The following is a 19,326-nucleotide window of genomic DNA, read 5'->3' as shown; positions in this document are numbered from 1 at the left end:
AACCGGGGGTGCCGATTGCGGCATCCCCATCCCAAGACCAAGACAGCGCATCGCGCTGCGGGATCGGAATTCACGGACATGATCGAACTTAAAGACGCGACCAAACGGGTCGGGAACGTCATCCATATCAAACCCACATCCCTGACACTGCACACCGGCCATTTCAATGTGCTGCTGGGCGCGACGGGATCGGGCAAGACCTCTCTGATCAAGATGATGGCCGGGTTGGACCCAATTGCCTCGGGCAAGGTCTTAATGGATGGGCAGGATGTGACAAAGCTGAACACGCAGAAGCGGCAGATCAGCCTGGTCCACCAGTTCTTCGTGAACTACCCGCATATGACCGTTTTCGACAACATCGCATCGCCTCTGCGCGTAGCTGGTATGGCGAAATCCGAAATCGAAGGCCGCGTGGAAGAGGCTGCCGATCTGCTTCAACTGCGCCCGATGCTGCATCGCCGCCCTCACGAGCTGTCTGGTGGTCAGCAACAACGCACCGCCTTGGCCCGCGCGATTGCGAAAGAAAGCCGCGCCGTCTTCCTGGATGAGCCGCTGGCCAACCTCGACTACAAGCTTCGTGAAGAACTGCGTGAGCAATTGCCTGATCTGTTTGCCGGGCGCGGAGCGGTAGTGGTCTACGCAACCTCGGAGCCCGAAGAGGCGCTGTTGCTAGGCGGTCATACCGCGCTGATGGAAGACGGGTATGTGACGCAGTTCGGCCCAACGGCTGATATTTACCGAAATCCCGAAAATCTGGCTGCAGCACGCGTATTCTCCGACCCCCCGATCAACGTCGCCCGCATCACGGTTTCCGGCGCACAAGCGCAGCTTGCCGGAGGCGGTGGCTGGGCGGTACAGAACATGGCCGATGGCGAATACATGGTGGCTGTGCGCCCTCATCGCGTCACACCGATCCGGACATCTGAGGCTGACGTTGAACTGACAGGCCGCGTGATCGTGACCGAACTGTCGGGATCGGACTCCAGCGCGCATTTCCGGCATGGCGCGGACGACTGGGTGTCTTTGGCCGCAGGGGTTCACCCCTATCAGGTCGGTGAGGATCACAGTTTCTACATGAACCCGGCGCATTGCCGGTATTTCGGCCAAGACGGCCAAAGGGTGGCCTGACATGGCACAGATCAAGCTTTCCAATCTGCGACACAGCTACATGCCCGCGCCGAAAGGCCCCGAGGACTATGCGCTGAAAGAAGTCGATGTCACGTGGCGCGACGGCGGTGCCTATGCGCTGCTGGGGCCGTCGGGCTGCGGCAAGTCCACTCTGCTGAATATCATCTCGGGGCTGCTGACGCCGTCTGAGGGGCAGATTCTGTTCGACGGTCAGGATGTTACAGCCTTGCCACCCGATCAGCGCAACATTGCGCAGGTCTTCCAGTTTCCTGTGATCTACTACACGATGACCGTGGGCGAAAACCTGGCCTTTCCGCTGAAGAACCGCGGCGTCGACCCCGCCAAGATCAAGCGGCGCGTCGATGAGATCGCCGAGATGCTGGACGTCACGGACATGCTGAACACCCGTGCCAGCGGCCTCAGCCCGGACAACAAGCAGAAGATCTCGATGGGGCGCGGGCTGGTGCGCGATGATGTGAACGCGGTGATGTTTGACGAGCCGCTGACCGTGATCGACCCGCATCTGAAATGGAAGCTGCGCTCGAAGCTGAAAGAGCTGCACCAGAAAGTGCAGGCAACAATGATCTACGTGACCCACGACCAGACCGAGGCGCTGACCTTCGCGGATGAGGTGGTCGTGATGCAAGACGGCGAGGTCGTTCAGATCGGTACCCCTGTTGAGCTGTTCGAGCGCCCGCAGCACACCTTCGTTGGTCACTTCATCGGCTCCCCCGGCATGAATGTTCTGCCCTGCGACGCCAAAGGCGACCGGGCTGTGTTTGAGGGCCATGAAGTGATGCTGGAAGGTCCCACCCATGGCGACGGAGGCCGGACCGATCTGGGTATTCGCCCGGAATATGTGGGCTTCGGCGATACAGGTATTCCGGCGCACGTTACCAAAGTGTCCGATATCGGCCGCCACTATGTGGTCAGCGCGATGGTCGGCAATACGGCCCTCAAGGCCGTGACCGAACATAGTGTGCCTGAACCGGGCTCACAGGTCTTCCTGCAATTCAAACCAGAACAATCCCGCGTTTACCGCGACGGCTGGATCGCAACCGAGGAGCGCAGCTGATGAGAACAGAAAACCAAAAAGCCTGGTTCTTTGTCCTGCCGGTGCTGGCGCTGGTCGCGTTCAACGCGCTGGTGCCGATGATGACGGTGGTCAACTACTCGGTGCAGGAAACCTTCGGCAACAACCAGTTCTTCTGGGAAGGGCTGGGCTGGTTCGAGCAAATCCTGCGCTCGGATCGCTTTCAGGCTGCCCTGGGACGGCAGTTCCTGTTTACCTTCCTGATCCTTCTTATCGAAGTGCCTTTGGGCATCATCGTCGCCCTGTCGATGCCGCGCAAAGGGTTCTGGGTGCCGGTCTGTCTGGTCCTGATGGCCCTGCCGATGCTGATCCCGTGGAACGTGGTCGGCTCGATGTGGAACATCTTCACTCTGCCCAAGATCGGCCTGCTTGGCTACTTTCTGAATGACGTTCTGGGCATCAACTATGACATGACGCAACAGCCTCTGTCGGCTTGGATCACGGTCGTCGTCATGGATGTTTGGCACTGGACGTCGCTGGTAGTGCTGCTGTGCTACGCGGGCCTCGTGTCGATCCCGGACGCCTATTATCAGGCGGCGAAGATCGACGGCGCCAGCCCGTGGTCGGTGTTCCGCTATATCCAACTGCCCAAGATGAAAACCGTTCTGACCATCGCCGTTCTGCTGCGCTTCATGGACAGTTTCAACATCTATACCGAGCCCTTCGTTCTGACCGGCGGTGGCCCCGGCAACTCAACAACCTTGCTATCGATCGACCTTGTGAAGATCGCGCTGGGACAGTTCGACCTTGGCCCTGCAGCTGCGATGAGCCTGATCTACTTCGCCATCACCTGACTTCCGACCTTTTTGTTGATCTGACTGGGTTTTTGGTTTGTTTTCAGGTGTGGTTGCTCAGAGGCGCGTTGTAGTGCCCCATTATTATAAAAAGTATTGACATGGGCCTTCAGATGGCTAACCTCTTCGCCCATGTTCATCCGCACCAAACATGACGCAAAGCTCAACCGCACACGGATCCAGATCGTTGAATCCGTCCGCACCGGCTCCAAGGTACGCCAGAAGATCCTGCGCCATGTGGGTGTGGCCCATAACGACAGCGAGATTGAGGATATCAAGCGTCTGGCGGGCCGCTTGATGGAGCAATTACGCATTGATCGCTCGCCGCAAATGGAACTGTTCACGCCCACGGAATATGCCGATCTGCAGGCGCTGGTGCGCCGCGCTCCGCGGCCGGACAAGCTTGGCGTTGATCTTGCCGAGTGCCGTGAGGAGGCGCGGGTCTCTCTGGGTCTGCGGGATGTCATGGGGACGATGTATGACCAACTGGGTTGGGGGGCCCTTCTGGGGGCGGCGCGTAAAAGTGCCAATCGCATTGTGAAAGAGCTGGTTATGGCGCGGATCGCACAGCCCGAGAGCAAGCGCGCGACCGTGGAGGCGTTGGAGAACCAGGCAGGCATCACGCTCAATCTGGACGTGGTCTATCGGAGCATGGATTACATCAATACGCCGGTGATAGACGGGATTTGCAAAACCTCTCACGCGGCGGCAGAGAAGTTGCTGGGCGGGCCAGTGACCGTGCTGTTCTACGATTGCACGACCCTGGCCTTTGACACCGAGCGCGAGGACCCGGCCGAGGATGCGGACGGGGTCGAGCAGGATCATCTTCTGGCCAAGGGCTTCAGCAAGGATGGCAAGCATCCTGACTTCCGACCTTTTTGTTGATCTGACTGGGTTTTTGGTTTGTTTTCAGGTGTGGTTGCTCAGAGGCGCGTTGTAGTGCCCCATTATTATAAAAAGTATTGACATGGGCCTTCAGATGGCTAACCTCTTCGCCCATGTTCATCCGCACCAAACATGACGCAAAGCTCAACCGCACACGGATCCAGATCGTTGAATCCGTCCGCACCGGCTCCAAGGTACGCCAGAAGATCCTGCGCCATGTGGGTGTGGCCCATAACGACAGCGAGATTGAGGATATCAAGCGTCTGGCGGGCCGCTTGATGGAGCAATTACGCATTGATCGCTCGCCGCAAATGGAACTGTTCACGCCCACGGAATATGCCGATCTGCAGGCGCTGGTGCGCCGCGCTCCGCGGCCGGACAAGCTTGGCGTTGATCTTGCCGAGTGCCGTGAGGAGGCGCGGGTCTCTCTGGGTCTGCGGGATGTCATGGGGACGATGTATGACCAACTGGGTTGGGGGGCCCTTCTGGGGGCGGCGCGTAAAAGTGCCAATCGCATTGTGAAAGAGCTGGTTATGGCGCGGATCGCACAGCCCGAGAGCAAGCGCGCGACCGTGGAGGCGTTGGAGAACCAGGCAGGCATCACGCTCAATCTGGACGTGGTCTATCGGAGCATGGATTACATCAATACGCCGGTGATAGACGGGATTTGCAAAACCTCTCACGCGGCGGCAGAGAAGTTGCTGGGCGGGCCAGTGACCGTGCTGTTCTACGATTGCACGACCCTGGCCTTTGACACCGAGCGCGAGGACCCGGCCGAGGATGCGGACGGGGTCGAGCAGGATCATCTTCTGGCCAAGGGCTTCAGCAAGGATGGCAAGCATCACCGCGCTCAGGTCATGCTGGCGCTGATCGTCACCTCCGATGGGCTGCCTGTGGGCTATGAACTCTTCCCGGGAAACACCTGGGAAGGTCATACGCTGGAAGCTGCGCTGAAGGCGTTGGAGGGACGCTTCGACGTGGCCAGGGTCACGTTCGTGGCCGATGCCGCCATGCTCAGCAAGGACAACCAGCAGATGTTGCAGAACAAGGGTCTGCCCTACATCCTCGGCTATCGCATGAAGTCCGCCCCGGCCGCCGTGAAGGCGAACATTTTGAGCCCGGAGGGACGCCAGCCTTGGGCTGGACACGGTTCTGAAGAGGCAACCGAGAAGGGCTGGTACAAGGTGATCGACCAGGAGGGAGCGCGGGTCATTGTGACCTGGTCACCCACCCGGGCACGCAATGATGCCCACAAGCGCGACAAGGCAATCGAAAAGCTGCACAAGAAGCTCAAGCGCTCTCGCAAACCCGGCAGCTTCAGCAGCCGGGGATATGGCCGCTTCCTGGCCTTCCCCGACAGCGGGGACGTCACGCTGGATGATGCAAAGATCAAGGCAGCGGCACAATGGGACGGGCTGCATGCCATTGTTGTTCATGGTGCGGACGAACTGGAGGCACAGGACGTCATTGCCCGCTATCACCAGTTGTGGGAGATCGAAGCCTGCTTCCGCACCAACAAGCACGATCTGAAAATCCGGCCCATCTATCACTGGTCGCCGCGTCGGGTCCGGGCCCATATCGCCATCTGCTACATGGCCTTCTGCTGCCTGCAGCACCTGCGCAAGCATCTGGACCTGCTCGGACACCCGATGAGCCCGGCTCGTATCCGCAACGAGTTGAACGCATTGCAGCTCTCGATCCTGCGCCACAAAGGCACCCCTGACCGCTACGGCATGCCAAGCCATGCCACGGTCGATGCCAGACGCATCCTCACCTGCGTCGGCCTGACCTGGAACGAAGCCCCTTTCAAGATACCCCCCGGGCGCACCCGAAAAACTGGCCAGACCAAAGCCTGAGCTCCCTCAACACTCCGAAACAATCGCTGGCGAAAAAAGTCCGTGTAGTGCCTTTTGGCAACCAAGGCATAATAATATCAATGACTTATACGAAAAAATGTCGGAAGTCAGGGAACTGTTCACGCCCACGGAATATGCCGATCTGCAGGCGCTGGTGCGCCGCGCTCCGCGGCCGGACAAGCTTGGCGTTGATCTTGCCGAGTGCCGTGAGGAGGCGCGGGTCTCTCTGGGTCTGCGGGATGTCATGGGGACGATGTATGACCAACTGGGTTGGGGGGCCCTTCTGGGGGCGGCGCGTAAAAGTGCCAATCGCATTGTGAAAGAGCTGGTTATGGCGCGGATCGCACAGCCCGAGAGCAAGCGCGCGACCGTGGAGGCGTTGGAGAACCAGGCAGGCATCACGCTCAATCTGGACGTGGTCTATCGGAGCATGGATTACATCAATACGCCGGTGATAGACGGGATTTGCAAAACCTCTCACGCGGCGGCAGAGAAGTTGCTGGGCGGGCCAGTGACCGTGCTGTTCTACGATTGCACGACCCTGGCCTTTGACACCGAGCGCGAGGACCCGGCCGAGGATGCGGACGGGGTCGAGCAGGATCATCTTCTGGCCAAGGGCTTCAGCAAGGATGGCAAGCATCACCGCGCTCAGGTCATGCTGGCGCTGATCGTCACCTCCGATGGGCTGCCTGTGGGCTATGAACTCTTCCCGGGAAACACCTGGGAAGGTCATACGCTGGAAGCTGCGCTGAAGGCGTTGGAGGGACGCTTCGACGTGGCCAGGGTCACGTTCGTGGCCGATGCCGCCATGCTCAGCAAGGACAACCAGCAGATGTTGCAGAACAAGGGTCTGCCCTACATCCTCGGCTATCGCATGAAGTCCGCCCCGGCCGCCGTGAAGGCGAACATTTTGAGCCCGGAGGGACGCCAGCCTTGGGCTGGACACGGTTCTGAAGAGGCAACCGAGAAGGGCTGGTACAAGGTGATCGACCAGGAGGGAGCGCGGGTCATTGTGACCTGGTCACCCACCCGGGCACGCAATGATGCCCACAAGCGCGACAAGGCAATCGAAAAGCTGCACAAGAAGCTCAAGCGCTCTCGCAAACCCGGCAGCTTCAGCAGCCGGGGATATGGCCGCTTCCTGGCCTTCCCCGACAGCGGGGACGTCACGCTGGATGATGCAAAGATCAAGGCAGCGGCACAATGGGACGGGCTGCATGCCATTGTTGTTCATGGTGCGGACGAACTGGAGGCACAGGACGTCATTGCCCGCTATCACCAGTTGTGGGAGATCGAAGCCTGCTTCCGCACCAACAAGCACGATCTGAAAATCCGGCCCATCTATCACTGGTCGCCGCGTCGGGTCCGGGCCCATATCGCCATCTGCTACATGGCCTTCTGCTGCCTGCAGCACCTGCGCAAGCATCTGGACCTGCTCGGACACCCGATGAGCCCGGCTCGTATCCGCAACGAGTTGAACGCATTGCAGCTCTCGATCCTGCGCCACAAAGGCACCCCTGACCGCTACGGCATGCCAAGCCATGCCACGGTCGATGCCAGACGCATCCTCACCTGCGTCGGCCTGACCTGGAACGAAGCCCCTTTCAAGATACCCCCCGGGCGCACCCGAAAAACTGGCCAGACCAAAGCCTGAGCTCCCTCAACACTCCGAAACAATCGCTGGCGAAAAAAGTCCGTGTAGTGCCTTTTGGCAACCAAGGCATAATAATATCAATGACTTATACGAAAAAATGTCGGAAGTCAGGAACTATGACATGACGCAACAGCCTCTGTCGGCTTGGATCACGGTCGTCGTCATGGATGTTTGGCACTGGACGTCGCTGGTAGTGCTGCTGTGCTACGCGGGCCTCGTGTCGATCCCGGACGCCTATTATCAGGCGGCGAAGATCGACGGCGCCAGCCCGTGGTCGGTGTTCCGCTATATCCAACTGCCCAAGATGAAAACCGTTCTGACCATCGCCGTTCTGCTGCGCTTCATGGACAGTTTCAACATCTATACCGAGCCCTTCGTTCTGACCGGCGGTGGCCCCGGCAACTCAACAACCTTGCTATCGATCGACCTTGTGAAGATCGCGCTGGGACAGTTCGACCTTGGCCCTGCAGCTGCGATGAGCCTGATCTACTTCGCCATCACTCTGCTGGTCAGCTGGGTCTTCTACACTCTGATGACAAAGGATGACGCGCAATGAAGAAGCGGTCTCTTATCCCGATCCTCTATATCGCGTTCCTGATGCTGCCGATCTATTGGCTGGTAGCGATGTCCTTCAAGACCACGAACGAGATCCTGTCGGGCTTTTCCCTGTTCCCTCAGACCTTCACGCTGGAGAACTACACCACCATCCTCACCGATCCGACGTGGTACTGGGGCTATATCAACTCGATCATCTATGTGACGATCAACACGGTGCTGTCGGTCTGTGTGGCCTTGCCTGCGGCCTATGCATTCTCACGCTATCGGTTTCTGGGCGACAAGCAGCTGTTCTTCTGGTTGCTGACCAACCGGATGGCCCCGGCTGCGGTGTTTGCTCTGCCGTTCTTCCAGCTCTATTCCTCGATCGGGCTGTTTGACACTCACCTCGCCGTGGCTTTGGCGCATACGCTGTTCAATGTGCCTTTGGCGGTGTGGATTCTGGAAGGGTTCATGCGGGGTATCCCGAAAGAGCTGGACGAGACTGCCTATGTCGACGGCTATTCCTTCCCGCGTTTCTTCGTGACGATCTTCCTGCCTAACATCAAAGCGGGTGTGGGTGTTGCAGCCTTCTTCTGCTTCATGTTCTCGTGGGTCGAGATGCTGTTGGCCAAAACGCTCACCGCGGTTGAGGCCAAACCCATCGCCGCCGTGATGACCCGTACCGCCTCGAGCGCGGGGTATGAGTTGGGTCTGCTGGCAGCCGCCGGAACCCTGACCATCATTCCCGGCGCCATTGTCATCTGGTTTGTCCGCAACTACATCGCGCGTGGTTTCGCGATGGGACGTGTATGAGGTTCGATATGCGCAAACTTCTTATCATCCTTCCCTTCCTGCCCTCTGCGGCATTTGCCCAGCAGGCGGGTTGGGGCAGCGTCGGCCAGCAAGAGGAAAAAGGCTTTTCATGGACCGATCCGCTGTGGCCTGATTTCTGGATGGCTTGGACGCCAGCCACGCTGGCTTTGTTCGTCGGCATCTTCTCGGCCATTGCACTTATCGGCGTGCTGGAAGGGTTCAAATTCCGCGATGGCATTGAACGCAAAGGCGTGCTGGGTCTGACCACAACGCTGGGCGACCGCCTGTTCATCACGCTGCTTGGCTCGGCCTATATCTTTCTGGCCTGGCTCGGTTTCGTGGGTCAACCGGTCTGGACACCGCTGTTTCTGTCCATCGGTTGGGGTTTCTTCGTTTTCTGGAAAGTTTAGGCTTTGACAAAACACGAAAGGATGCTTGTCTGACAGGCACACCAATCATGACGACACCAAGAGCAATGCGAAAGAAAAAGACGACAAATCTGCTGACCGAGGTTGAACTGGAGTTCATGAACGAACTTTGGGCCCTAGGGGAAGGCTCGGTGCGTGATGTATTGGACCGCCTGCCACCGGAACGGAATCTGGCCTATACTTCAGGTGCAACGATCCTGCGTATTCTCGACGAAAAAGGTTTTGTCGAAAGTCGCAAGGACGGGAAAACCCTGATCTACAGCCCGCTTCTGGACAAGGATCGGTACCAGGCCCGCTCGCTTCAGAATCTCTCGCGGACGTTGTTTGACAACACACCAGCCTCGCTGGTGGCGCGCTTGGTGGATGATGCGGGTCTGAGCGAGGCGGATCTTGAGGATATTCGGGCATTGGTAGAAAGGAGACTGCAAAATGACAGCGGTTAAGCCGGTTCTCGATGCCTATCTCGAACTGAATTTTGTTCTGATCCTATCGGTCGCGTTGTGGTTCGCAGCTCGATTTGTTCTGTCTCGAACCTCGATGCGACTGTCCTTTTCCGATCAGTTTCGCCTGCTCAGGGCGCTGGTGCTTTGCCTCATGCTCAGCCCGGTGCTTGCCTTTGGGGTGGCGCATCTATTCGAACTTCTTTGGCCCGGTCAGCCGATGGCCATCGGCGACGTGGCCGTTGCGGCCTATCTGAGAGGTGAGATCGCGCTGCCTGCAACCCAGTTTGAGACGCTGCTGAACACGCGCCAGCGCTGGGTCGAGGCCGCTTTGGATGGTAGCTCCGTCTGGGCGATCGCCGCACTTGCGGCTTTGGCATTGGTTTCCGCCATGCTGGTCATCCGCGTGATCTGGGCGGCGCTGCAAATTCGTCAGACGGTCCTGGACAGTTTCCTGTGGAAACGTTCGGCCAAGGTGGATGTCCGTCTGTCGGATCACATCAAAGTTCCCTTTGCCGTGCGGGGCCTGCGCCGTCGTCACGTGATCTTGCCCAGCAACCTGCTGAACGATCGCCACGAATTGCGGTTCGCAATCGCGCATGAATTCCAGCATGTCCGCAGCGGAGACGTCGAATGGGAGCTGGTGCTGGAGTTTCTGCGCCCGCTGTTCTTCTGGAATCCGGCCTATCACATCCTGCGCTATCAGTTTGAGCGGCTGCGCGAGCTTGGCTGCGATCAGGCCATTGTTGCCAGACGCAGGCTGGACACGGTGGACTATGCCAAATGCCTACTGGACTATTGCGCCCGTACTGTCTCGCGCGAGCGTCCTCAGGTCCTGAATGTTGCGCTGGTCAATGGGAACAAGGCTAAGCGGGTGTTGCGACAGCGTGTGATCGCTTTGGCAGACGGACCCAAAGGGGGGCATCCGCTGCATGCGATGGTCTGTCGAGAACATTCTGAATTGTCCGGTGTAGGTAACATGCCAATTGTCCGCTTCAGTTGATTGCGCGGTGGCCCAATTCGGAGGGAGCCGTAGGCGACCGTAGATTTGGGCCACCGCGTTCGCGCCACGTCGAAGCGGGTCACGCGACTTTGTGTTTGCTATCCTCCTGTGTGATGGGTGATCCGTCAGGCTGGTAGCGGCCAATGCATCTCGGGCCGTGGAAGATGACCAGTTGACCATCGGGGTATTCGTGGACCCTGACCTTCGCCTTGACGAAATGATGACGGTGCCTGTCTGCCGCGATCTGCATGACCAGGCCCTTGTAGCGCACCGTATTGTCGTTGCCGACGACGCGGTCTTCCTGCACACACAGGGTGTCGCGCACATTGCCTGTAAACGGCACGAAGGCCGAGGTCGTATCCTCCGGCTCCTTTGCAAACAGGGCATTGTGTTCGGGAAGATAGACCTCTTTCAGGAACTGATTGGCCTCTTCAATGGTTGTGATCCCATGGGACCGCAGTTCCTGCGGCAATCGGTTCTGGAACGTGCCAAACATGCGTTCAGACCGTCCACGGGCCTGCGGTGAATAGGCCGGGATCAGCTCAATGCCGAGTTGCTGCAAGGCGCGCCCGACCTGGGTCAGATTGTCCTTGTCCACTTTGCCGCCCGCTTCGGGCGTATGCCAGTAATGAGAGCCCCGATCGGCATAGAGCGAGCAAAACAGACCTTGCGCCTCGATCACCTCTGTCAGCCCCTGAAAACTGCTCATCGTCCCTTCTTCCTCGACAAAGAATGCCGAATAAACCCGGTTGGTGGCATCGTCCATGGTGACGATCAGATCCCACCACTGACCCGGAACCCATTCATGGCTGGAGCCGTCCTGATGCAACATCATGCCAACCATCGGACGGCGGGGCCGCTTGCGCCGATGGGCACCTCGTCGGGGTGCTGCCTGAACCCGGCCGTGGCGCTGCAGTGTAAGCCGCACCCAGTTGTAGCTCTGTGTGAAACCATGGTGGGCCACCAGCTTCTCGTGGAAATGCTTCGGCGTGTAATCCCAGTACTTGGTATCAAACAGTTCAAGCATCTCCATGACCTTATCCGTGGCAACACGATTGTTGGCCAGTTTGCCAAGCCGACGGTCGTACAGACCTTCTGCACCATCCGCCTCAAATCGATCCTCCCAACGCCTGACGGTGCGCACGGATACACCCAGTATCTCAGCCGCCTGTTCTTGCGTCAGCTTGTTCGCGCTTCGCCGCGAATACACATCTTCAAACTTCATCAGTCGAACTTCCTGTAACACTTCTGCTCGGTTCATAACGCCTCCTCTCAGAGACAGAATAGAACCGGACAGATCGCATGTTACATACACCGGACATATCGCGTGTTAGCGACACGCTGCATGCGATGGTCCTGACTTTCAGCCTGATCTTTGCGATTGTGTTGGCCTGGGGCTCGGCCAGTTTGCGCGAGACCGACGGGTGGAGCCAAGACCGGCTTATGCTTTCGACCGTGGTCAACCTTGAGCGGCTGGAACGTCGCAACAGCGGTAACTGACACGCGACGTCTCGGTCAGACCGAGACGCCTTGAAGGACTTGATCTCGTGACACATCCTGCTTGCGGCCTTCCAGCAGGATTTCGCCCCGACGCAGCACGACAAATCGGTCGGCGAGGTCGTAGGCAAAGTCGAAGTATTGCTCGACCAGCAGAATCGCCATCTGACCCTGATCTCGCAGGTGGCGGATCACTTCGCCGATCTGCTGGATGATGTTGGGCTGAATGCCCTCGGTAGGTTCGTCCAGCAGCAAGAGCCGGGGCTTTGTGATCAGTGCCCGGGCAATCGCCAACTGTTGCTGCTGGCCACCGGACAAGTCTCCTCCGCGCCGATGCTGCATCTGGGCCAGAACCGGGAACAGATCAAAGATCTCATCCGGCACGAAGTGTTCAGCCGCGGGGAGGCAGGCGAACCCGGTTTCGAGATTCTCACGCACCGTCAGAAGCGGAAAAATCTCGCGTCCTTGAGGGACATAGGCGACACTTTTCCAGGCCATCTGATGCGCAGGCAGCGGGTCAAGATCTTCGCCATCCAGTGTCAGCGATCCGCCAGAGCGGGGATGGGTGCCCGAGATCGCCTTGATCAGGCTAGTCTTGCCGACACCATTGGTGCCCATTACACATGTCACCTCACCCCTCTCGGCTTCCATTGAGATACCGTTGAGGATTTGTGAATGGCCGTAGTGCAGGGTCAAATCGTTCAGTTTCAGCATCGGTCAGCGCCCCAGATAGACGTCGATGACGTCCTGATTTGATGTCACGTGGTCCAGAGACCCCTCGGCCAGAACCGAGCCTTCGTGTAGGACGGTGACCTTGCAGTTCAGGCGGCGGACAAACTCCATATCATGTTCGACGACCACAACGGCGCGGGTCTTGGCGGCTTGAACCAGCAGATCAGTTGTGTGTTCGCGCTCCTGCGGGGTCATGCCGGCGGCAGGCTCATCAACCAGCAGAAGGCGTGGTTCCTGTGCCAGCAACATCCCGATCTCGAGCCATTGTTTTTGCCCGTGGCTGAGTTCACCGGATTTACGGTCAAGTTCGTCCTTCAGGCCGATCTCATCCGCCAGTTCCTTGACCTTTTCCAGGTCGCTGTTCGTGGGGCGATAGAATAGGACGCCCAGCCAACCGCGTTTGTTCTTGAGGGCCATCAGCAGGTTTTCTCTAACGCTCTGGTCCTCAAACACGGTAGGTTTCTGGAATTTCCGGCCGACACCGGCCTGCGCGATTTTCGCCTCGCTCATCCGCAGCAATGAGACGGATTTCTCGCCCCAGATCACGCGGCCTTCGTCTGGCCGCGTCTTGCCTGTGACGATATCCATGAAGGTCGTCTTTCCAGCCCCGTTCGGTCCGATCACGGCGCGCAGTTCGGCCTCACCGATCTGGAAGGAGAGATTGTTGATGGCGCGGAACCCATCGAAGGTGACCGAAACGCCGCTGACCTCTAGCAGAGTGCTCATTCCGTTGCCTCCTTTTCGCGCAGGGCGCTGTCGTCGGGCCCAAGCGGCGCACCATGGCGCTTCGGCGCACGGCGGTTGGTCCAGAGGTCGAACATCCCTCCGATACCCTTTGGTGCGAACAGCGTGACCAGCACGAAGGAGACGCCCAGCAGCACTTGCCACCAGTCGACCCATTTGATCGTGTAGAACCCAAGTGGGATGTCTGGCGCCTGCCCGCCGGTAAACCATGTGCTGAGCAGGCTGACGAAAGCCGCCCCGATCACCGCACCATACAGGCGACCACGCCCACCAATGGCGACCCAAACGGCCAGATAGATCGAAGCGATGGGGGCCATCTCTTCGGGGTTGATGATCCCAGCTTGTGGATAGTAGAGCGCGCCCGCGATGGCGGCGATACAAGCGGTCAGGGTGAAGACGGCCAGCTTGTAGACCTCGACAGAATAGCCAAGGAACCGCACTCGCGCCTCATTGTCGCGAATGCCACGGATGACCGAGCCGAATTTGCCCGACACGATCCACGCCGCGAGCATATAGCCCAAGCCAAGCGCGAGCGCCGAGGCCCAAAGGAACCAGATCGACACCACGTCCTGCGAGGCGGTGACACCTGGCAGATTCTGCAAGCCCGACAGGCCATTGTTGCCGCGCAAGCCGCTGTCGTTCTGGAACAGGTACAGCGCCAACGCCAAGGTCATGGCTTGGGTCAGGATCGACAGGTATACCCCCGTCACCCGGCTGCGGAAGGCCAGCCAGCCGAAGACCAGCGCCAGCAGACCGGGCACCAATACGACCAGTATCAGTTGCAGGGTCAGGCTATGGGAGAAGGCCCAGATCAGTGGAAAATCCGATGACCCGACCACGCCGAAAATCTGCGTTCCGATGGCGTCCACGACCTCGGACGGGGTAGGGGGGATTTCAGCTTGTGACAGGGACTCGACCACGATCAGGCGGGTGCGTTCGTACATCAACCACATGCCGATCATGTAGCCTCCTAGCCCGAAGAAGGCGAAATGGCCAGCGAGAGGATGCCGGTAAAGCCCCAAACCAGATCCATCGCAACGGCAATTAGGCAAAGGCACAGGGTCTTGCCCAGCGTCTTGACGAAACTGGTTGAGATCACGCCGATCCCGAACCCTTCCGACAGGACTTTCACGCCCAAGGTGAACAGTGACAGGATGGCTAGAAAGACCAGCACGGAGGGGTTCTTGGCGACAAAGCTGCGTTCCATGGCTCAATCCCCGGCCGCGCGGCCTTTGAGGGCGATGATGCCCCTTGGCCGGAACTGGATGAAAATGATGATGAAGATGATCATGTAGGTTTGGGCCGCGAGGGTGTTCGAGGGGTTCATCCACTCGATGCCCTTTTGGAGGAAGCCGATCATGCCGGCACCCGCCAGCGCGCCCCAGATATTGCCGACGCCGCCAACAACCACGGTCATGAAGCTTTGCACGATATAGTCGCTGCCCAGATCGGACGTGACCTTGGCAAACAGACCAATCGCAACCCCGGCGATTCCAGCGATGCCGGAACCAAGCCCAAAGGTCAGCATATTCACCCGCCCCGGATTGATCCCCATCGACCCCGCCATGCGCGGGTTCTGCGTCACCGCGCGCATCTCAAGCCCCAGTCGAGTGCGCTTCATGATGTAGAGAAACAGTCCCAGAAAGATCATCGCCAGAACAAAGATCGCGATGCGGATGTAGCTGATCGAGACCACATCGTTTAGCACCCACGCCCCGTCCAACCAGCCGGGCGCGGTTAGCGGTCGGGCCTGCGTACCGAAGATGTTCTTGGCCAGCTGTTGCAAAGCGATAGAGATGCCGAACGTCGCCAGCAGAGTCTCCAGCGGGCGGGCGTAGAGCCAGCGGATCACCAGCCGCTCCATCGCGACGCCCATGGCGAAGGTGACGGCAAAGGCCATCGGGATGGCGACGATGATTGAGAGCGTATGGTCGGGGATGAACTGCTGCACCACGTAGCCGGTGTATGCGCCCATCATGATGAACTCGCCATGGGCCATGTTGATTACGCCCATCACGCCAAAGGTGATGGCCAGACCGATGGCAGCCAGGAAATAGATCGACGCCAGCGAGATCGCGTCCAGCGTCAGGTCGAGGGTCTGGTTCAAGCCGACCTTCAGCTCGATCTGTTCCAGCGCTTTTTCGGCGGCGGCTGTGACTTCGGGTGAAGGTTCGGTATAGGTCTCAAAGAAGACATGCGTTTCCAACGCAGAATCGATGTCGGCCTCGGTGATCAAAGCGCGCACGAGGCCGGCTTCGGCTAAAATAGCGTAAGCCTGAGCACGCGTGGTGTCAGAGTTCAGCTGCGCGACAGGAATGCCCCCCACGCGGCCTCCGTCGATATTGGCGGCCAGTGCGGCGCGTATGTCGTCGGGCGACGTGCGCGGTGCTGCGAGGTCATTGGCGACCAAGAGATCATATGCCTCATCCCGCGACAGAGCTTCTGATCCGGGATCTAGAATGGCGGCGATATTCGCATCAGAGGGCAGATCTGTGCCCGTATGTCGATTCGTCACGACCAAAGGGTTCAGAGCCGCGCGGACGTCCACCCCCAGATCGTTGGACATGTCTTCAATCGCAGCCACACGTGCTGCGGTATCTTCGTCGTAGCCGATGGTCAGCAGCCGCTCGAGGCGTTGCTTCTGCGCTTTCAGATCGGCATCGGGCTCGTCCTCAATTGAGGCGCGCAGCGGCTCCAGCAGAGCGCCTTCGGGATCGCGTTGAATAGAAGTCAAAGCTGCCAGACGTTTCGCGCGATCCGGGTCGGTCAGTTGGAACTGCACCAAAGCCGTCCCGATCATCGCGCGGATGCCGCTATTGGGTTTCAACTGCTTCAGGTCGGATTTTTGATACGTGCCAACGACTTCTCCGGTGTCGAAATCGGTCAGCTCATACGACCGCCCCTCGGCCTTTTTGCCTGAAAAGAACAGGCCATCCGACTTGCGCATCCACACGTCTTTTGCGGCCCACGTCTCAAGCATCACCTGCGCTTGTGGTAGACCGCTGCTGGCAATCGCATCAATCGCCGGTTTGATCGTCTTGCGTGAGCTTTTGGCGATGATCTCCTGATGCTCTTGCAGGATCGATTGCAAACCGCTCTCTTGCGCATTGGCCGTCAGGCAGGCGCACAGGATTGCGAGACCCGCAAGGAATAGTCGTAACATGTGGTGAAACCCGAGGTGTCTTTAGGGCAAGGCGGGCGATGACACCCGCCTTGCGAGAATTTTAGTAGTTCGACAGGGTCTGAACACAGGTCTTGGTCTCGGTGTTGTACATACCGCAACCCAGCTCTTTCCAATCCGAGATCAGAACCGCCGATTCCGGCAGGAAATCGGTCCATGCATCACCCGGCACAACGTCGGTTTCGCTGATGATATCGAACTGGCCATCTTCCTGAATTTCACCGATCAGAACCGGCTTGGCCAGGTGGTGGTTCGGCAGCATCACTGCAGTGCCACCAGTCAGGTTCGGGAATTCCTGCCCGTACATGGCGGCGCGCACGGCATCCACTTCAGTCGATCCGGCCTCGGTCGCGGCGTTCACCCACATGTTGAAGCCGATGTAATGCGCCTCCATCGGGTCATTGGTCACGCGGTCTTCACCCATGGTGGCTTTCCACGTCTCAACGAACTCTGCGTTCACGTCGGTATCTGCCGACTGGAAGTAGTTCCACGCGGCCAGGTGACCGACCAGGTTGGTGGTATCCAGACCCGAGAGTTCTTCCTCACCGACGGAGAAGGCTACGACCGGGATGTCATCCGCCGAAACGCCCGCAGCCGCCAGCTCTTTGTAGAAACCAATGTTTGCGTCTCCATTGATGGTCGAGATCACGCCGACCTTCTTACCATCTGCACCCAGCGCGACTACGTCCGCCACGATCTTGGACCAGTCAGAATGACCAAAGGGGGTATAGTTGACGAAGATATCTTCGTCCGCGATGCCTTTACCCTTCAGGTAGCTTTCAAGAATATTGTTGGTGGTCCTGGGGTAGACATAGTCTGTGCCGAGCAGAGCGAATTTCTCGACCCCCAGTTCCTCCAGAAAATAGTCGGTCGCAGGGATTGCCTGCTGGTTCGGCGCTGCGCCGGTGTAGAAGACGTTCTTCGAGGATTCTTCGCCCTCATACTGAACCGGATAGAACAGCAGGCCGTTCAGTTCTTCGATCACGGGCAGAACCGATTTCCGGCTGACCGAGGTCCAGTTGCCAAAGATCACATCCACCTCATGTACGGTCAGCAGCTCGCGCGCTTTTTCAGCAAATAGCGGCCAGTCCGAGGCCGGGTCGACTACGACCGCTTCAAGCTGCTTGCCCAGCAGGCCGCCCTTGGCGTTTTGCTGGTCGATCAGCATCAGCATCGTGTCTTTCAGCGTCGTTTCCGAGATTGCCATCGTGCCGGACAGCGAATGCAGCACGCCAACCTTGATCGTGTCTTCAGCCGACAGTGCGGCGGTGGCCATGGCAGCAAATACCAGTGATCCGGCGAGCGTGGATTTGAGCGATTTCATGTAATCCTCCTGGGCGGGGCCGGGAGAGAGGGCTTGCACAACGGCGCGTTTCTCTTCTACCTGATCCCCGCAACTGTTGTTGCGTTATCGTGTGGCGGTTGTGTCCGAGGTCCAATTCGCGCAGCCGTCACACACCCTTCGAGATGTTTCCCCCGACGAGCACCCATACGGTTTCTGCATCGCGGCAATCTTGGCAACCTGTCGGTCAGGTAAATGCAAAAAACAGCCGTATCTGATTAATTTTTAATCCATTGCCCGACTGTGTGCCAAAAATTTGGTCACCTGCATCGGTTTTGTGTTCGATTGCGACACCCAAGAATGGTTTTCCGCCATCCGAGGCCCGAAACACGGGGCATGAACTGACGCCTCGGGGGTGCCCAATTACGCAACTTGCCCATATAACGCCCATCACGGACAAAACCCCTCCGCGTGCCAAGGGGGCCGTGTCGATCAGCACCAAACCGTTGGGCAGGCGGTCGGTTCTGGACGTATTCCGCCAATCTGGTTCTTTTAAGTGCTTGTTTCCACGCGCGGAATCGCGCGCGTTGGATGCGGTTCTGTTGAACACTGCTGGCGGCGTCACCGGTGGGGATGCGTTTCGTTTCACCGGAACAGCGGGCGAAGGTACCACTCTGACGATGACGACACAGGCGTGTGAGCGCGCTTACAAGGCGCAGCCCGGCCCCTATGGTCAGGTCGTCAATCACCTGACCGTCGCGCCCGGTGCTCGCATGAACTGGATGCCGCAAGAGACAATCCTGTTCAACGGCAGTGCTCTGGATCGTCGACTATTGGTCGAAATGGAGCCGGACGCGACTCTGCTAATGGTCGAGCCTTTAGTCTTTGGGCGCGCGGCGATGGGCGAAACCCTGACGGATATCCGTTTGCGGGACCGGATCGAAATTCGGCGCGGTGGAGCCCCTCTGTTGTTGGATACAATGCGATTTGACGGCGACCTGCACGCCCATCTTGCGAAACCTCATATCGCAGACGGGGCGGGTGCAATGGCGTTGGTCGTCTTTGCCTGCAACTTGGCCGAAGGGCAGTTGGACACGGTGCGCCAGATGCTGCCCGACACGGCGAGTGCCACGCTGATCCATAGCGATCTGCTGGTGATCCGGATGCTGGCCGAAAACAGCTTTGCCCTGCGCCGTGCGCTGATGCCGGTTCTGCGGCAGCTCAACAACAACACTCTTCCCCGATGCTGGATGATCTGA

Annotated in this window: 19 protein-coding genes and 2 pseudogenes; 13 read left to right on the top strand and 8 right to left on the bottom strand. The window is 58.7% G+C overall.

All coding sequences use genetic code 11. The annotated features are described in order from the left end of the window. Positions 1–78: 78 nt before the first annotated feature. From ACOERD_RS08655 to ACOERD_RS08645, 3 genes are read left to right on the top strand one after another with little or no spacing between them, the layout of a single operon-like run. The gene (locus tag ACOERD_RS08655) at positions 79–1,128 is read left to right on the top strand and encodes an ABC transporter ATP-binding protein (RefSeq protein ID WP_419738738.1); all 1,050 of its coding nucleotides are present in this window, start codon (positions 79–81) and stop codon (positions 1,126–1,128) included. 1 nt (position 1,129) lies between these two features. Continuing rightward, positions 1,130–2,203: an ABC transporter ATP-binding protein gene (locus tag ACOERD_RS08650; RefSeq protein WP_419738737.1), complete on the top strand. Its 1,074-nt coding sequence runs from the start codon at positions 1,130–1,132 to the stop codon at positions 2,201–2,203. After that, entirely contained in the window at positions 2,203–3,015 is an 813-nt protein-coding gene (locus ACOERD_RS08645; protein WP_419738736.1) for a carbohydrate ABC transporter permease, read from the top strand. Before ACOERD_RS08650 ends, ACOERD_RS08645 begins: the two co-directional genes overlap by 1 nt. Here ACOERD_RS08645 and ACOERD_RS08640 read toward each other — a convergent pair. Further along, the gene (locus ACOERD_RS08640) at positions 2,997–3,155 is read right to left on the bottom strand and encodes a hypothetical protein (protein WP_419738735.1); all 159 of its coding nucleotides are present in this window, start codon (positions 3,153–3,155) and stop codon (positions 2,997–2,999) included. The two genes, ACOERD_RS08645 and ACOERD_RS08640, sit on opposite strands and share 19 nt — an antisense overlap. Here ACOERD_RS08640 and ACOERD_RS08635 point away from each other — a divergent pair. After that, complete coding sequence (locus ACOERD_RS08635) at positions 3,148–3,900, top strand: hypothetical protein (RefSeq protein WP_419738734.1); 753 nt, start codon at positions 3,148–3,150, stop codon at positions 3,898–3,900. The two genes, ACOERD_RS08640 and ACOERD_RS08635, sit on opposite strands and share 8 nt — an antisense overlap. Here the strand turns inward: ACOERD_RS08635 and ACOERD_RS08630 are convergent. Then, a complete protein-coding gene (locus ACOERD_RS08630) occupies positions 3,857–4,021 on the bottom strand; it encodes a hypothetical protein (protein WP_419738733.1) in 165 nt (54 codons plus the stop codon). The two genes, ACOERD_RS08635 and ACOERD_RS08630, sit on opposite strands and share 44 nt — an antisense overlap. Here ACOERD_RS08630 and ACOERD_RS08625 point away from each other — a divergent pair. From ACOERD_RS08625 to ACOERD_RS08595, 7 genes and pseudogenes are all read left to right on the top strand, one after another. After that, positions 4,014–5,756, top strand: coding sequence for an IS1634 family transposase (locus ACOERD_RS08625; RefSeq protein WP_419737624.1), 1,743 nt, complete (start codon positions 4,014–4,016; stop codon positions 5,754–5,756). The genes ACOERD_RS08630 and ACOERD_RS08625 overlap by 8 nt on opposite strands. 97 nt (positions 5,757–5,853) lie before the next feature. Further along, positions 5,854–7,410 carry an IS1634 family transposase gene (locus ACOERD_RS08620; RefSeq protein WP_419738732.1) on the top strand — a complete coding sequence of 519 codons (1,557 nt, stop codon included), beginning with the start codon at positions 5,854–5,856 and terminating at the stop codon, positions 7,408–7,410. A gap of 112 nt (positions 7,411–7,522) precedes the next feature. Continuing rightward, positions 7,523–7,966 (top strand): annotated as a pseudogene (locus tag ACOERD_RS08615) (carbohydrate ABC transporter permease); the annotation flags it as partial. Continuing rightward, positions 7,963–8,760, top strand: coding sequence for a carbohydrate ABC transporter permease (locus ACOERD_RS08610; protein WP_170378551.1), 798 nt, complete (start codon positions 7,963–7,965; stop codon positions 8,758–8,760). The pseudogene ACOERD_RS08615 and the gene ACOERD_RS08610, both read left to right, overlap by 4 nt. A gap of 8 nt (positions 8,761–8,768) precedes the next feature. After that, positions 8,769–9,170 (top strand): DUF2160 domain-containing protein, encoded by a 402-nt coding sequence (locus ACOERD_RS08605; protein ID WP_170378549.1) that lies wholly within the window; start codon positions 8,769–8,771, stop codon positions 9,168–9,170. Between the two features lie 65 nt (positions 9,171–9,235). Then, positions 9,236–9,631 carry a BlaI/MecI/CopY family transcriptional regulator gene (locus tag ACOERD_RS08600; protein WP_170378547.1) on the top strand — a complete coding sequence of 132 codons (396 nt, stop codon included), beginning with the start codon at positions 9,236–9,238 and terminating at the stop codon, positions 9,629–9,631. Then, positions 9,618–10,631, top strand: coding sequence for a M56 family metallopeptidase (locus ACOERD_RS08595; RefSeq protein WP_419738731.1), 1,014 nt, complete (start codon positions 9,618–9,620; stop codon positions 10,629–10,631). The genes ACOERD_RS08600 and ACOERD_RS08595 overlap by 14 nt, the downstream gene beginning before the upstream one ends. Positions 10,632–10,710: 79 nt before the next feature. On the opposite strand, the gene ACOERD_RS08590 is transcribed toward ACOERD_RS08595, so the two are convergent. Beyond that, complete coding sequence (locus ACOERD_RS08590) at positions 10,711–11,892, bottom strand: ISNCY family transposase (protein ID WP_419737631.1); 1,182 nt, start codon at positions 11,890–11,892, stop codon at positions 10,711–10,713. 41 nt (positions 11,893–11,933) lie between these two features. Between ACOERD_RS08590 and ACOERD_RS08585 the strand changes: the two genes are divergently transcribed. Then, the gene (locus ACOERD_RS08585) at positions 11,934–12,131 is read left to right on the top strand and encodes a hypothetical protein (protein ID WP_419738730.1); all 198 of its coding nucleotides are present in this window, start codon (positions 11,934–11,936) and stop codon (positions 12,129–12,131) included. A gap of 15 nt (positions 12,132–12,146) precedes the next feature. On the opposite strand, the gene urtE is transcribed toward ACOERD_RS08585, so the two are convergent. The 5 genes and pseudogenes from urtE to urtA form a co-directional block, all read right to left on the bottom strand. After that, positions 12,147–12,842: an urea ABC transporter ATP-binding subunit UrtE gene (gene urtE / locus ACOERD_RS08580; RefSeq protein ID WP_419738729.1), complete on the bottom strand. Its 696-nt coding sequence runs from the start codon at positions 12,840–12,842 to the stop codon at positions 12,147–12,149. Positions 12,843–12,845: 3 nt separating this feature from the next. Then, positions 12,846–13,586: an urea ABC transporter ATP-binding protein UrtD gene (urtD, locus tag ACOERD_RS08575; protein WP_419738728.1), complete on the bottom strand. Its 741-nt coding sequence runs from the start codon at positions 13,584–13,586 to the stop codon at positions 12,846–12,848. Beyond that, positions 13,583–14,811: pseudogene (gene urtC / locus ACOERD_RS08570) on the bottom strand (urea ABC transporter permease subunit UrtC). Before urtC ends, urtD begins: the two are co-directional and overlap by 4 nt. Positions 14,812–14,814: 3 nt before the next feature. After that, the gene (gene urtB / locus ACOERD_RS08565; protein ID WP_419738727.1) at positions 14,815–16,767 is read right to left on the bottom strand and encodes an urea ABC transporter permease subunit UrtB; all 1,953 of its coding nucleotides are present in this window, start codon (positions 16,765–16,767) and stop codon (positions 14,815–14,817) included. Between the two features lie 61 nt (positions 16,768–16,828). Further along, positions 16,829–18,109 carry an urea ABC transporter substrate-binding protein gene (urtA, locus tag ACOERD_RS08560; protein ID WP_170549293.1) on the bottom strand — a complete coding sequence of 427 codons (1,281 nt, stop codon included), beginning with the start codon at positions 18,107–18,109 and terminating at the stop codon, positions 16,829–16,831. A 560-nt stretch (positions 18,110–18,669) separates the two neighbouring features. Here urtA and ACOERD_RS08555 point away from each other — a divergent pair. Then, positions 18,670–19,326, top strand: coding sequence for an urease accessory protein UreD (locus ACOERD_RS08555; RefSeq protein ID WP_419738726.1), 657 nt, complete (start codon positions 18,670–18,672; stop codon positions 19,324–19,326).

This window comes from Ruegeria sp. (assembly GCF_965199275.1).
GTDB lineage: Bacteria > Pseudomonadota > Alphaproteobacteria > Rhodobacterales > Rhodobacteraceae > Ruegeria.
The sequence above is the reverse complement of the archived record's forward strand: the minus strand, read 5'-3'. Positions and strand labels throughout refer to the sequence as shown.